The 13,500-nt window shown below is 67.7% G+C and carries 9 protein-coding genes; 5 read left to right on the top strand and 4 right to left on the bottom strand.

What is annotated here, in order from left to right; all coding sequences use genetic code 11:
- Nucleotides 1–3: 3 nt before the first annotated feature.
- From QW868_RS11815 to QW868_RS11835, 5 genes are read left to right on the top strand one after another with little or no spacing between them, the layout of a single operon-like run.
- Nucleotides 4–480 (top strand): formate dehydrogenase subunit gamma, encoded by a 477-nt coding sequence (locus tag QW868_RS11815; RefSeq protein ID WP_315739931.1) that lies wholly within the window; start codon nt 4–6, stop codon nt 478–480.
- Nucleotides 477–2,033: an NADH-quinone oxidoreductase subunit NuoF gene (locus tag QW868_RS11820; RefSeq protein WP_315785187.1), complete on the top strand. Its 1,557-nt coding sequence runs from the start codon at nt 477–479 to the stop codon at nt 2,031–2,033. Before QW868_RS11815 ends, QW868_RS11820 begins: the two co-directional genes overlap by 4 nt.
- A gap of 23 nt (nt 2,034–2,056) precedes the next feature.
- Complete coding sequence (gene fdhF, locus QW868_RS11825) at nt 2,057–4,936, top strand: formate dehydrogenase subunit alpha (protein WP_315812603.1); 2,880 nt, start codon at nt 2,057–2,059, stop codon at nt 4,934–4,936.
- 1 nt (nt 4,937) lies between these two features.
- Complete coding sequence (gene fdhD, locus QW868_RS11830; protein WP_316230630.1) at nt 4,938–5,786, top strand: formate dehydrogenase accessory sulfurtransferase FdhD; 849 nt, start codon at nt 4,938–4,940, stop codon at nt 5,784–5,786.
- Nucleotides 5,776–6,018 (top strand): formate dehydrogenase subunit delta, encoded by a 243-nt coding sequence (locus tag QW868_RS11835; RefSeq protein ID WP_315739826.1) that lies wholly within the window; start codon nt 5,776–5,778, stop codon nt 6,016–6,018. Before fdhD ends, QW868_RS11835 begins: the two co-directional genes overlap by 11 nt.
- Nucleotides 6,019–6,051: 33 nt before the next feature.
- Here QW868_RS11835 and QW868_RS11840 read toward each other — a convergent pair whose 3' ends face one another.
- The 4 genes from QW868_RS11840 to QW868_RS11855 form a co-directional block, all read right to left on the bottom strand.
- Nucleotides 6,052–9,009 (bottom strand): bifunctional [glutamine synthetase] adenylyltransferase/[glutamine synthetase]-adenylyl-L-tyrosine phosphorylase, encoded by a 2,958-nt coding sequence (locus QW868_RS11840; protein ID WP_316230631.1) that lies wholly within the window; start codon nt 9,007–9,009, stop codon nt 6,052–6,054.
- Nucleotides 9,006–10,466: a sensor histidine kinase gene (locus QW868_RS11845; protein WP_315716154.1), complete on the bottom strand. Its 1,461-nt coding sequence runs from the start codon at nt 10,464–10,466 to the stop codon at nt 9,006–9,008. The genes QW868_RS11840 and QW868_RS11845 overlap by 4 nt, the downstream gene beginning before the upstream one ends.
- Nucleotides 10,450–11,130 carry a response regulator transcription factor gene (locus tag QW868_RS11850; protein ID WP_315739932.1) on the bottom strand — a complete coding sequence of 227 codons (681 nt, stop codon included), beginning with the start codon at nt 11,128–11,130 and terminating at the stop codon, nt 10,450–10,452. Before QW868_RS11850 ends, QW868_RS11845 begins: the two co-directional genes overlap by 17 nt.
- 259 nt (nt 11,131–11,389) lie before the next feature.
- Nucleotides 11,390–12,973, bottom strand: a complete 1,584-nt coding sequence (locus QW868_RS11855; RefSeq protein ID WP_316230632.1) for a Do family serine endopeptidase — start codon at nt 12,971–12,973, stop codon at nt 11,390–11,392.
- Nucleotides 12,974–13,500 lie beyond the last annotated feature (527 nt).

Genomic DNA, 13,500 nt, shown 5'->3' on the forward strand with positions numbered 1-13,500 from the left:
AGGATGACGCCGGTGTACGAAAGTTGGGACGCGGCGCGCGGCGCCGAGATCATCGCCGAACATAGCAGCATGGAGGGCGCAACCTTGCCCATCCTCCATGCGTTGCAGGAGACGTTCGGCTACGTGCCGGAGGATGCCATTCCGATGATCGCGTCCGCCCTGAACCTGTCGCGCGCCGAGGTTTACGGCGTGTTCACGTTCTACCATGATTTCCGCGCCAAGAAGGCCGGTCGTCACGTGCTGAAGCTGTGCCGCGCCGAAGCCTGCCAGGCAGCCGGCGGTGATGCGCTCGCGGCGCGCGCCGAGGCCAAGCTCGGCGTCGCCCTCGGCAACACCACGGCTGACGAGCGCGTCACGCTCGAGCCGATCTACTGTCTCGGGCTGTGCGCAACCGCGCCGTCGGCCATGCTCGATGGACGCCTGGTCGGCCGGCTCGACGAAGCCCGGATCGATGCTCTCGTCTCGGAGGCCCAGCGATGAGCGTGCGTCTTTTTGTCCCGTGTGATGCCGGCGCGCTCGCTGTCGGCGCCGATGAGGTCGCGCAGGCGCTGCACAAGGCGGCGCTGGAGCGCAATGTCGACATCGAGATCGTCCGCAACGGCTCGCGTGGGTTGTATTGGCTGGAGCCGCTGGTCGAACTGGAGACGGCGCAGGGCCGCTTCGGCTTTGGTCCCGTGACCGCTGAGGACGTGCCGTCGCTGCTGGATGCGATCATCGCCGACAAGTCGCACAAGCTTTCGCTCGGCCTGACCGAGGAGATCCCGTGGCTGAAGCGGCAGACCCGCCTCACCTTCGCCCGCTGCGGCATCGTCGACCCGCTGTCACTCGAGGACTACCGCGCCCATGGCGGCTACAAGGGTCTCACGCGCGCGCTGACGCTGTCGCCGGATGCGGTGATCGCCGAGGTCACGACGTCGGGCCTGCGCGGCCGCGGCGGCGCCGGCTTCCCGACCGGCATCAAGTGGAAGACGGTGGCGCAGACGGCGGCCGACCGCAAATACGTCATCTGCAATGCCGACGAGGGCGACAGCGGCACCTTCGCCGACCGTATGCTGATGGAAGGCGATCCCTTCGTGCTGATCGAAGGCATGACCATCTGCGGCATCGCGGTGGGCGCCACCAAGGGCTACATCTACACGCGCTCCGAATATCCGCACGCGATCGCCACCATGACCAAGGCGATCGACATCGCCCGGAAGGCCGGCCTGCTCGGCGACAAGATCGCCGGCTCCAACCACACCTTTGATCTCGAGGTGCGCACCGGCGCCGGCGCCTATGTTTGCGGCGAAGAGACCGCGCTGATGGAAAGCCTCGAAGGCAAGCGCGGGCTGGTTCGCGCCAAGCCGCCGCTGCCCGCCCATCATGGCCTGTTCGGCAAGCCGACCGTGGTCAACAACCTGCTATCGTTCGCCGCGATCCCCTTCATCCTCAATGAAGGCGCCAAGGCCTATGCCGATTTCGGCATGGGGCGCTCGCGCGGCACGATGCCGATCCAGATCGCCGGCAACGTCAAGTTCGGCGGCCTGTTCGAGACCGCGTTCGGCATCACGCTGGGCGAACTCGTCGACGACGTCGGCGGCGGCACCCTCACTGGCCGCCCTGTCCGCGCGGTGCAGGTCGGCGGGCCGCTCGGCGCCTACTTCCCGCGTGCGCTGTTCGACACGCCGTTCGACTACGAGGCGTTCGCGGCCAAGGACGGCCTGATCGGCCATGGCGGCATCGTCGTGTTCGACGACACCGTCGACATGTCGAAGCAGGCACGCTTCGCGATGGAGTTCTGCGCCATCGAATCCTGCGGCAAGTGCACGCCGTGCCGCATCGGCTCGACCCGCGGCGCCGAGACCATCGACAAGATCCGCCGCGGCGAGCGCGTCGCCGAGAATATCGCTCTGGTCGAGGACCTCTGCGGCACTATGAAGCTCGGCTCGCTGTGCGCACTTGGCGGCTTCACGCCCTACCCTGTGCTATCAGCGCTCAGGCACTTCCGCGAAGATTTCGGACCCCAGCAGCCGCGCCTGCAGGCCGCGGAATAGGCTATCGGGAAAGGACACCGACCATGTCGCTCATCCACGAAACCGATTACGGCACGCCCCGCTCCAAGTCCGAGACGATGGTCACGCTCACCATCGACGGTCAGAGCATCACCGTTCCCGAAGGCACCTCGATCATGCGCGCGGCCATGGAGGCCGGCACGCAGATCCCGAAGCTGTGCGCGACCGACATGGTCGATGCGTTCGGCTCCTGCCGCCTCTGCCTCGTCGAGGTCGAAGGCCGTGCCGGCACCCCGGCCTCCTGCACCACACCGGTGGCCGCGGGCCTCGTCGTCCACACCCAGACCGAGCGGCTGAAGAAGCTGCGCAAGGGCGTGATGGAGCTCTACATCTCCGACCATCCGCTCGACTGTCTGACCTGCGCCGCGAATGGCGATTGCGAGCTGCAGGACATGGCCGGCGCGGTCGGCCTGCGCGACGTCCGTTACGGCAACCAGGGTGAGAACCACGTGTTCGCCGACGCCTGCGGCGAGGCCAATCCGGCCTGGCTGCCGAAGGACGAGTCGAACCCCTATTTCACCTACGATCCCTCCAAGTGCATCGTCTGCTCGCGCTGCGTCCGCGCCTGCGAGGAAGTGCAAGGCACGTTCGCGCTGACCATCTCCGGCCGCGGCTTCGACAGCCGGGTGTCGCCGGGCATGAGCGAGAGCTTCCTCGGCTCGGAATGCGTGTCCTGCGGCGCCTGCGTGCAGGCCTGCCCGACCGCGACCCTGACCGAGAAGAGCGTGATCGAGATCGGCCAGCCCGAGCATTCCGCCGTCACCACCTGCGCCTATTGCGGCGTCGGCTGCACCTTCAAGGCCGAGATGCGCGGCGAAGAAGTCGTGCGCATGATGCCCTACAAGGACGGCAAGGCCAATCGCGGCCATTCCTGCGTCAAGGGCCGCTTCGCCTATGGCTATGCGACCCACAAGGAGCGCATCCTCAAGCCGATGATCCGCGAGACCATCGACCAGCCCTGGCGCGAGGTCTCCTATGACGAGGCCTTCAAGTTCGCAGCCGACAAGCTGCGCGGCATCCAGGCGAAGCATGGCCGCGACTCGATCGGCGGCATCACCTCGTCCCGCTGCACCAACGAAGAGACCTATCTGGTGCAAAAGCTGATCCGCGCCGGCTTCGGCAACAACAATGTCGACACCTGCGCCCGCGTCTGCCACTCGCCGACCGGCTACGGCCTTGCCACCACCTTCGGCACCTCCGCCGGCACGCAGGACTTCGACTCGGTCGAGGACAGCGACGTCATCATGGTGATCGGCGCCAACCCGACCGATGCGCATCCGGTGTTCGGCTCGCGCATGAAGAAGCGGCTGCGCCAGGGCGCCAAGCTGATCGTCGTCGATCCGCGCAAGATCGACCTCGTGAAGTCGGCGCACATCAAGGCGGACTATCATCTGCCACTGCTGCCCGGCACCAACGTCGCCATCCTGACCGCGCTGGCGCATGTCATCGTCACCGAAGGCCTCGTCAACGAGACCTTCGTGCGCGAGCGCTGCGACTGGAGCGAGTTCCAGGACTGGGCCGAGTTCGTCGCGCTCGAGAAGAACAGCCCCGAGGCGATCGCCAGCATTTCCGGCGTGGACCCGGAAGCGATCCGCGGCGCGGCCCGGCTCTACGCCAAGGGCGGCAACGGCGCGATCTATTACGGCCTCGGCGTGACCGAGCACAGCCAGGGCTCGACCACGGTGATCGCGATCGCCAACCTCGCGATGGCGACCGGCAATATCGGCCGCCGCGGCGTCGGTGTGAACCCGCTGCGTGGCCAGAACAACGTGCAGGGCTCGTGCGACATGGGCTCGTTCCCGCACGAGCTGCCGGGCTACCGGCACATCTCGGGCGACGCCGTGCGCGACCAGTTCGAGGCGATGTGGAACGTCAAGCTCAACCCTGAGCCGGGCCTGCGCATCCCGAACATGTTCGACTCCGCGATCGAAGGCACCTTCATGGGCCTCTACGTGCAGGGCGAGGACATCCTGCAGTCGGATCCCAACACCACGCATGTGGTGCAGGCGCTGTCGTCGATGGAATGCGTCATCGTCCAGGACCTGTTCCTGAACGAGACCGCCAACTACGCCCACGTGTTCCTGCCCGGCTCGACCTTCCTGGAGAAGGACGGCACCTTCACCAACGCCGAGCGCCGCATCCAGCGCGTGCGCAAGGTGATGAGCCCGCGCAACGGCCTCGCCGATTGGGAGGTCACGATCGGTCTCGCCAAGGCGATGGGCTTCGAGATGAAGTACAACCATCCGTCCGAGATCATGGACGAGATCGCGGCGCTGACGCCGACCTTTGCCGGCGTTTCCTACCAGAAGCTCGAGGAGATGGGCTCGGTGCAGTGGCCCTGCAACGAGAAGTTCCCCGAGGGCTCGCCGATCATGCATGTCGACGGCTTCGTCCGCGGCAAGGGCAAGTTCGTGGTCACCGAGTATGTCGCGACCGACGAGCGCACCGGCCCGCGCTTCCCGCTGCTGCTGACCACCGGCCGCATCCTGTCGCAGTACAATGTCGGCGCCCAGACAAGGCGCACCGACAACGTGGTGTGGCATGGCGAGGACGTACTGGAGATCCATCCGCACGACGCCGAGCAGCGCGGCATCCGCGACGGCGACTGGGTGCGGCTGACCAGCCGCGCCGGCGAGACCACGCTGCATGCGCTGATCTCCGAGCGCGTGGCGCCGGGGGTGGTCTACACCACCTTCCACCACCCGCTGACCCAGGCCAACGTCATCACGACGGACTATTCGGACTGGGCGACCAACTGTCCGGAGTACAAGGTCACGGCGGTGCAGGTGTCGCAGTCCAACGGACCGTCGGACTGGCAGAAGGCCTATGACGAGCAGGCCCGCAACTCGCGTCGCATCGCCCCGATCGTGGAGGCGGCGGAGTAGCATGACCGATGCAGTGCGCATCGCGGATCGTCTGGTCTGGCGCGGCGGAGCCCTCACCGAGGGCCACCGCCGCGTGCCGGAGGAGACCGCGGTCGCGCTGACCTACAATGGCGGCACCCAGGCCGTCATGATGGCGACCCCGCAGGATCTCACCGACTTCGCCATCGGCTTCAGCCTCAACGAGGGCATCATCGCCAGCCGCGACGACATCATCTCGCTCGATGTCGTCGAGCTCACCGACGGCATCGAGCTCAGGATGTGGCTGCCGCCGGAGCTTGCTGCCCGCATGGCAGAGCGCCGGCGCAGCCTCGCCGGTCCCACGGGCTGCGGACTATGCGGCATCGACTCCATCGCGGAAGCGGTGCGGCCGGTGGCGCGCGTGCCCGCGGGCCGGCGCTTCGCGCCGCGCGACGTCATGACCGCGCTCGCCGCGATCGAGCCGCTGCAGAAGCTCAATCGCGAGACCCGCGCCGTGCACGCCGCGGCGTTCTGGACGCCGGCGCGCGGCATCGTTGCGCTCCGCGAGGATGTCGGCCGCCACAATGCGCTCGACAAGCTCGCCGGCCACCTCGCGCAGGCGCGAAGCGTTGCGACCGAAGGCATCGTGCTCATGACGAGCCGCGTCTCCGTCGAGCTGGTGCAGAAGGCCGCGGCTATGGGCGCCCCCGTTCTGGTCGCAGTGTCAGCACCGACCGCGCTCGCCATCCGCATGGCCGAGTCCGCGGGGATCACACTGATTGCGGTGGCCCGCAACGACGGCTTCGAAATCTTCACCCATCCCGACCGGATCGTCGCGAGCGCCGAGACCGGCGCGCGATCAACACAGACGGACAACACCTATGTCGCATAACCCCTCCGAGCGCCTCGTCTACATGGCCAACCAGATCGGCAAGTTCTTCCAGAGCCAGGGCCAGGAGAAAGAGGTCGCCGGCGTCGCCGAGCACATCAAGAAGTTCTGGGACCCGCGGATGCTCAAGACGATCTATGCGCATCACGATGCTGGCGGCGCCGGCCTCGACCCGGCGGTGAAGGAAGCGATCGGCCGGCTGAAGCAGGCGGCGGTCACCAAGGAAAAGGCATAGGCGGCCGGCTGTCCTACCGCGCGCCTGGTCCGGTCATCCCTCCACGAGTGCGGTGAACACGCGCCGCACCTCGGTCTGCGTTTCGCGCAGCCTCGCCTCGAGCGCCGAGAAATCCGGCGCGTCGCCCGCCCGGGTCATCACCCGCAGCAGGTCCTCGCCGGCCTGATCCGGCTTGAACTTGTCGCTGACGCACAGCCGCACGATCTGCGTCAGATCGTGATACAGCCGCGCGGCCTGACGCAGGATCACGGCTTCAGCACGCGGCAGCACGCCGAGCCGCTCGGCATTGTCGAGCACCGCAAGCGTGCTGACATCGAGAATCTCCGGCGTCGTCGCGGCATGGACGAGCTGCAGATATTGCGCGACGAAGTCGATGTCGACCATGCCGCCGGCGGCGTGCTTGAGATCCCACAGATCGGCCTCGCCCTTCTCGGCGGCGATCGCGCGGCGCATGTCGGCGACGTCGCGCGCGATCGCGCTCCTGTCGCGCGGCCGGCGCAGCGCCGCCTGGATGATCTCCTCGATGCGCGCCCGAAACGCCGGCGACGCCGAGATCACCCGCGCGCGTGTCAGCGCCATGTGCTCCCAGGTCCACGCCTCCTGCTCCTGATAATGCGCAAAGGAGTCGATGTGCGAGGCCAGCGGACCGGCGCGGCCCGACGGCCGCAGCCGCATGTCGATGTCGTAGAGCACGCCGTAATTGGTGCGCGAGGTGAAGGCCGAGATCAGCCGCTGGGTGAAGCGCGCAAAATAGTGCGCGCCCTGCAGCGAGCGCTCGCCGTCGGAATCCGGCGCGTCGGCGTCGAAGTCGTACAGCAGGATCAGGTCGAGATCGGACGAGGCCGTCATCTCGCGCGCGCCGAGCCGCCCCATCGCGACGATCGCGGTCTCCTGGCCCTTGATGCGGCCATGCTGGGCGGCAAAGCGGTCGGTCACGAGATCATGCACGGTGTGCACGATGCCCTCGGCGACATCGGCGAACGCGGTGCCGGCCTGCTGCGCCGACACCGTCCCGGAGAGGATGCGCGTGCCGATCAGGAACAGGCTCTCCTGGCCGAACAGCCTGAGACGATCGAGAAACTCCTCATAGGTCCCGGCATCCTGCAGCGTCGACGCCAGCCGCTCCGACAATTCACGCCGGTCCGGGATGGCGCCGAAGAAGCGCGGATCGATCAGACCGTCCATCAGCCGCGGCTGCCGCGCCAGCATGTCGCCGAGCCGAGGCGCCGCCCCGAGCACGAGCGCGACGAGCGCCACGAGATCGCGGTTCTGCCCGAGCAGGGTGATCAGGCGGCCGCCGAGCTGCAGTGCCTGCAGGAAACGGTCGAACGCGACGACCGCGCGATCCGGCTCGTCGGCATGGGCGAGCCCATCGATCAGCGCAGGCAGGAAATCGGTGAACGCGGTGCGCGTCGCATCGGTGCGGAACACGCGGTACTCGCCCGCGAGCCATTGCTGCAGGGTCTTGGCGACCATCACGGGATCGCGGAAGCCCAATGCGGCAAGATGCTCCATCAGGCGCGGTTCGTCGGGACCGGCGCCGTAGTTCACCGCCGGCAGGCTGACGGTGCCGGTGGGATCGCCCTCGAACAGCCGGGCGTAGTGTCCCTGCACGACGTCGAGATGGAACAGCAGATCGGTCGCGAACCGCTCGCGGCTGTCGTAGCCGAAAAAGCATGCGAAGCGGCTCACGCCCTCGATATCGTCGGGCAGGCTGTGGATCTGCTCGTCCGCCATCATCTGCAGCCGGTGCTCGACCCGGCGCAGGAACTCATAAGCCGTGGTGAGCTCGTCACGCGCCTGCTCCGTGATCCACTTGCTGGCGGTGAGCACGTCGAGCGCCTGCAGGGTCGGACGCACCCGCAGCTCGGGGTGTCTTCCACCGGCGATCAGTTGCTGGGTCTGGGCGAAGAACTCGATCTCGCGAATGCCGCCGCGCCCGACCTTGACGTTGTGGCCCTCGACCGCGATCTCGCTGTGGCCGCGATAGACCTGCATCTGCCGCTTCATGTCGTGGACGTCGGTCAGCGCCTGGAAGTCGAGATGCTTGCGCCACACGAAGGGCGACAACTCGGCCAGCATCGCCTCGCCCGCGACGACGTCGCCGGCGCAGACCCGCGCCTTGATCATCGCGGCGCGCTCCCAGGTGCGGCCCTCGCGCTCGTAGTAGTGCAGCGCCGCCTCGGTCGACATCGCCACCTGCGTCGAGGCCGGATCCGGCCGCAGCCGGAGATCGACTCGGAACACATAGCCGTCCGCGGTGCGGCTCTGCAGCAGCCGCGCCATCGCTTGCGTCACGCGGACGAAGAACGGCTGCGGCTCGATGTCGCGCGCCAGCGAATTGACCTCGGGGTCGAAGAACACGATCAGGTCGATGTCGCTCGAATAGTTGAGCTCGCCCGCGCCCATCTTGCCCATCGCGAGCACGAACAGGCCGCTGCCCTGCTCCGGATCGTCGGCATCAACGGGCGCAAGCCGGCCGCGCACCGTCTCCAGGCGCAGCAGATACCGCAGCGCCATCTGCACCGAGGACACCGCGACGTCGGTCAGCCCCGCCGTCACCTGCATCACCGGCCACACGCCGCCGATGTCGCACAGCGCGATCAGCAGCGCCGCCTCGGATTTCAGCCGCCGCAGCAGGCTCATCACCTCGGTTTCGCTGGAGGCGGCGAACACCTCGCGGCCGGTGCGGGCGATCAGCTCGGAAAGGTGCGCCTGCGGGTCGCAGCGCAGAAGACGGTCCAGACGATGGCCGTCGGCGCGGACGAGATCGAACAGATAGGGCGAGCACTCCGCAATCCCGAGCAGGATGGTTCGCGGCCAGCCGCCGGCGAGCAGCGCGCGGAGCGAGACCGCCAAGGACGGCTCGAGCTCGGCGAGCCACTCGTGGAGGCGGTGTTCGGCTTTGTCGGGCGCACGGACATGCGGGCCGGCAACGAAACGTTCGGCCAGCATCTGCCCGTCCGCGTTTCCCGGCGCGGAGGAGGTCATGCGGCCTTCTGTGGCACATCCTGCGCCGGCGCCGCAAGCTTCGCGGGCACGCCGGCACCGGCCGGCAGCACCAGGGTCGCGATCAGGCCCGGCCTGGCATCGGCGAGCCGGAGCTCGCCGCCATGCAGGGTCGCGACGGCGGACGCCAAGCTGAGACCGAGGCCGGAACCGGGCAAGGTGCGGCTCGCCTCCAGCCGGACGAAACGCTCGACGGCGCGCTTGCGCTCGGCCTCGGGAATGCCCTCGCCATGATCGGTGACGCTGAGCAGCACCTGCCCGCCCTCGCGCCGCGCCTCGATCAGGATCTCGCGGCTATCAGCGGCGGCGGCGGCATCGAGCGGCAGCGCGGCCGGCTTGCCGTATTTGATCGCGTTCTCGACGAGATTAGCGAGCGCCTGGCTGATCAGCTCGCGATTGCCATGCACCGGCGCGGCCGCGGCCTTGACCCGCAAGGTCATCTCATTGTCCTCGGCCAGCGGCTCGTACAATTCGTGGATGCCGCCGGCAACCTCGGCCGCGTCGAACTCGACCATGTCGCCGCGCGCCTGCCCCGACTCCGCCCGCGCGATCATCAGCAACGCATTGAAGGTCCGGATCAGGCCGTCGGATTCCTCGATCGTGCGCTCCAGCGCGGCGCGATATTCGTCCTCGGAGCGCGACTTCGCCAGCGCCTCCTCGGCGCGGTTGCGCAGCCGCGTCAGCGGCGTCTTCAGGTCATGCGCGATGTTGTCGGAGACCTCCTTGAGGCCGGTCATCAGCGCCTCGATGCGCTCGAGCATCGCATTGAGATTTTCGGCCAGGCGATCGAGCTCGTCGCCGCTGCGCCCGACCGGCAGACGGCCGGAGAGATCGCCATCCATGATCCGCCGCGTCGTGCCGGTCATGGCATCGATCCGGTGCAGCACGCGCCGCGCGACGAAGATGCCGCCGCCGATGCCGAGCACGACCACCACCAGCACCGACCATTGCGCCGCCTTGGCGACGATGCCGAACAGGCGGCGGCGCTCCTCGAGATCGCGGCCGATCAAAAGCCGAAAACCGCTGGAGAGCTGCGTGACATAGACCAGCGCGCGGTGGCTGTGCTCGGTGCTGTCGTCGAGCCGCCGGTAGAACGTCTCCGACCAGCCGGACGAGCCCATCACGCCCGGCGCGAGCGAGCCGACATTGCCGGCGATGGCCTGCCCGGTCGGCGTGGTGATGAGATAGAGATTGGCGCCGGGCCGCAGCGCGCGGCTCTCGATCGCGCCGACGATTCCGCGCAGGCCCCAGCGGGCGAAGATGTCGGTCATCTCGCTGATCTCGGAGGTGACCGTGGTCGAGATCTGCTCGGTGATGAGGCGGCGGGTGTTCCAGGCGAAATAGCCGAGCAGCGAGGCTGCGAACAGCGCAAACAACAGCAGATAGACCAGCGTCAGCCGGAACGCCGTGGTGCGGATCAGCTTACCGAAGGCCGTCACGGATCATGTACCCCGCGCCGCGGATGGTGTGGAGCAGCGGACGGTCAAAACCCTTGTCGATCTTGGAGCGCAGCCGCGAGATGTGGACGTCGATCACGTTGGTCTGCGGATCGAAGTGATAATCCCAGACGTTCTCGAGCAGCATCGTGCGCGTCACCACCTGCCCCGCGTGCTTCATCAGGTATTCGAGCAGGCGGAACTCGCGCGGCTGCAGGGTCAGCTCGTCCTTGCCGCGCGCAACCCTGTGAGAAAGACGGTCGAGCTCGAGATCGCCGACCTTGTAGGTCGTCTCCTCGGCCGGGCCGCCGTGGCGGCGCGACAGCACCTCGACGCGGGCGAGCAGCTCGGCAAAGGCGTAAGGCTTCGGCAGATAATCGTCGCCGCCGGCGCGCAGGCCCTTGATGCGGTCATCGACCTGGCCGAGCGCCGACAGAATGAGCACCGGCGTCCGGTTGCCCTCGTCGCGCAGCGCGCCGATCAGCGACAGGCCGTCGCGCTTGGGCAGCATGCGGTCGACCACCAGCACGTCGTAATCCCCGCTTTCGGCCATGGCGAGCCCCTCCTCGCCGTCGCTGGCGAGGTCTGCGACATGTCCGACCTCGCGGAACGCCTTGACCAGATAGTCGGCGGACTCGCGGTCGTCTTCGATGATCAGGAGGCGCATTGCGGAAACGGGGGCGGTGGTCACGGTTGGTGTCCATCTACATGGACCGGCCGCGGTTTCCGTGCAAGGCGGCGTGGGCCCGGGGTTGATCGGCAGCAAAGTGGGCGGTGAGGTTGGGGGACCTCACCGCCCGAGTTCCTTCCGACGGAGGGGGGCGTTGTCCAACGGAAGGTCTGTGGGAGCGGAACTTTAAGCCCGCCCCAGGAAGAGCCGCCGACGCGGGGGCACTTGCCGGCGGCCTCCCATCTCGTAAGGGCTCTTAGCCCTTGGCCAGCGGCACCGCGACGAAGCGCGACTGGCCGCCGCTCTTCACACGCATCAGCACGCTGTTCTTGTTGTCGGCCTTCGCGGCGTTGATGGCCTCGCGGACGTCACCGGCCGAGGTCACCGACTTGCCCGCGACCTCCAGGATGACGTCGCCTTCCTTGAAGCCGCGATCGGCGGCCGCGCTCTTCGGATCGACCTCGGTGACGACGACGCCGTCCTTGCCGGCGCCGGCAACGCTCGACGCGGGCGCGACGGTCATGCCGAGCTTCGGCACGTCGGCGCCGCGGGTCGGGCTCGCATTGTCGCCGCCGGTGTCGGCCTTGGCCTCGATCGTGTTCGGCAGCTTGCCGAGCGTCAGGTTGATGGTCTTCTCCTGGCCCTTCTGCAGGACGTTGAGCTTGACCGAGGCGCCCGGCGCAATGCCGCCGATGGTGCGGGCGAGCTCACGCGCGTCCTTCACCGGCTCGCCATTGACCGCGGTGATGACGTCGCCGGACTGGATGCCGGCCTTCGCCGCCGGACCATTGGCCTGGGGCTCTGCGACCAGCGCGCCCTCGGCCTTCTTCATGCCGAGGCTGTCGGCGATATCCTGCGTCACCGGCTGGATCTGCACGCCGATCCAGCCGCGGCTGACCGAGCCGCTGTCCTTGAGCTGCGCGATCACACTCTTCACCGTCGAGGCGGGGATCGAGAACGCGATGCCGACGCTGCCGCCGGACGGCGAATAGATCGCGGTGTTGACGCCGACCACATTGCCGTCGACATCGAACGCCGGACCGCCGGAGTTGCCCTTGTTCACGGGCGCGTCGATCTGGATGAAATCGTCATAGGGGCCGTTGCCGATGTCGCGGCCCACGGCCGAGACGATGCCGGCCGTCACCGTGCCGCCGAGGCCGAAAGGATTGCCGACCGCCAGCACCCAGTCGCCGATGCGCGGCTTGCCGTCGGCGAGCTTGGCGAACGGGAAGTTCGTGCTGCCCTCGACCTTGATCAGCGCCAGATCCGTACGCTGGTCGGTGCCGATCACCTTGGCGCTGTAGGTCTTGCCGTCGTCGGTCGTCACTTCGACCTTGTTGGCGCCGTCGACCACGTGGTTGTTGGTCACGGCATAGCCGTCGGCGGAGATGAAGAAGCCGGAGCCCTGCCCGGTCACGGCGCGACCACCGCCGCGGCCGCCGCGACCCGGCATGCCGGGAATGCCGTTCTCACCGCCGAAGCGGCGGAAGAAGCGCTCCATCGGCGAGCCCGGCTGGAACGGCGTATCGTCGTCGCTGTCGTCCTTGGCGACCTTCTCGGCGATGTTGACCTTGACCGAAATCACCGACGGCTTCACCCGCTCCACGATGTCGGCAAAGCCGACGGGGCGCGCGACCTTGCTGACCTCGTTGGCGACCTGCGCGTGCGCCGAGGTCGAGAGCAGATCGACCGGCGCCCCCTGCGGCGACAGGCCATAGGCGGCGACGCCGAGGCCCGCGACCACGGAGGCCATCAGCGCGAACTTGCGCGCCGAGAACAGCCCGCGCCGGGGCTGGCGATAGGACGGAAGCGAGGACAGGTCGGTCGGACGGTCAGTCATACGGTTTTCTCCGCAAGCGATTTTGGTCAAGGTCTAAACTGGGGTCCCGGGCTGTGCGCCCCGTTCGCCAGTGAAGATGGGGGCCGCCGCCTTACGGCGTGCTGGCTGCGGCGTTAAACTTCTGTAATGGACGGACACGAACACTGCGGCGGAATGGCGCAGATGGTGGAGCGCGGGTGAAAAGACGTTTGCGCCCAATAACTTGCCAAAGCCTCGGCCGCCCTCTGGCCGCCATCATTTTGGCCGCTCCAACCAAAGTCGCACCCAGCGACGGCCCGACCGGGCCGCTCGGCCGGGCGATGACAGTTAGGCGAAAGCCGCCGCTCCACTCCATCCTGTCATTCCCCGCGAAAGCGGGGAATCCAGCACGCCGAGCCCTCTCGGTTCAACAATGACCGCTGCGGCGTACTGGATCCCCCGCTTTCGCGGAGGATGACAGTGGAGTGTGAGGCACACCGCCTGTCCCAATCTCCGTCATTGCGAGCGCAGCGAAGCAATCCAGGGTGGTGGGCGGGACTCTGGATTGC

Source organism: Bradyrhizobium sp. SZCCHNR1051, from assembly GCF_032489615.1.
In the GTDB taxonomy this organism is placed as follows: domain Bacteria; phylum Pseudomonadota; class Alphaproteobacteria; order Rhizobiales; family Xanthobacteraceae; genus Bradyrhizobium.

What these genes read in the sequence shown, in the direction of transcription:
- QW868_RS11835 (WP_315739826.1), top strand. Translation starts at nt 5,776, where the DNA reads ATGTCGCATAACCCCTCCGAGCGCCTCGTCTACATGGCCAACCAGATC.
- QW868_RS11855 (WP_316230632.1), bottom strand. Translation starts at nt 12,973, where the DNA reads ATGACTGACCGTCCGACCGACCTGTCCTCGCTTCCGTCCTATCGCCAG.
- QW868_RS11840 (WP_316230631.1), bottom strand. Translation starts at nt 9,009, where the DNA reads ATGACCTCCTCCGCGCCGGGAAACGCGGACGGGCAGATGCTGGCCGAA.
- QW868_RS11815 (WP_315739931.1), top strand. Translation starts at nt 4, where the DNA reads ATGACGCCGGTGTACGAAAGTTGGGACGCGGCGCGCGGCGCCGAGATC.
- QW868_RS11820 (WP_315785187.1), top strand. Translation starts at nt 477, where the DNA reads ATGAGCGTGCGTCTTTTTGTCCCGTGTGATGCCGGCGCGCTCGCTGTC.
- fdhD (WP_316230630.1), top strand. Translation starts at nt 4,938, where the DNA reads ATGACCGATGCAGTGCGCATCGCGGATCGTCTGGTCTGGCGCGGCGGA.
- fdhF (WP_315812603.1), top strand. Translation starts at nt 2,057, where the DNA reads ATGTCGCTCATCCACGAAACCGATTACGGCACGCCCCGCTCCAAGTCC.
- QW868_RS11850 (WP_315739932.1), bottom strand. Translation starts at nt 11,130, where the DNA reads ATGCGCCTCCTGATCATCGAAGACGACCGCGAGTCCGCCGACTATCTG.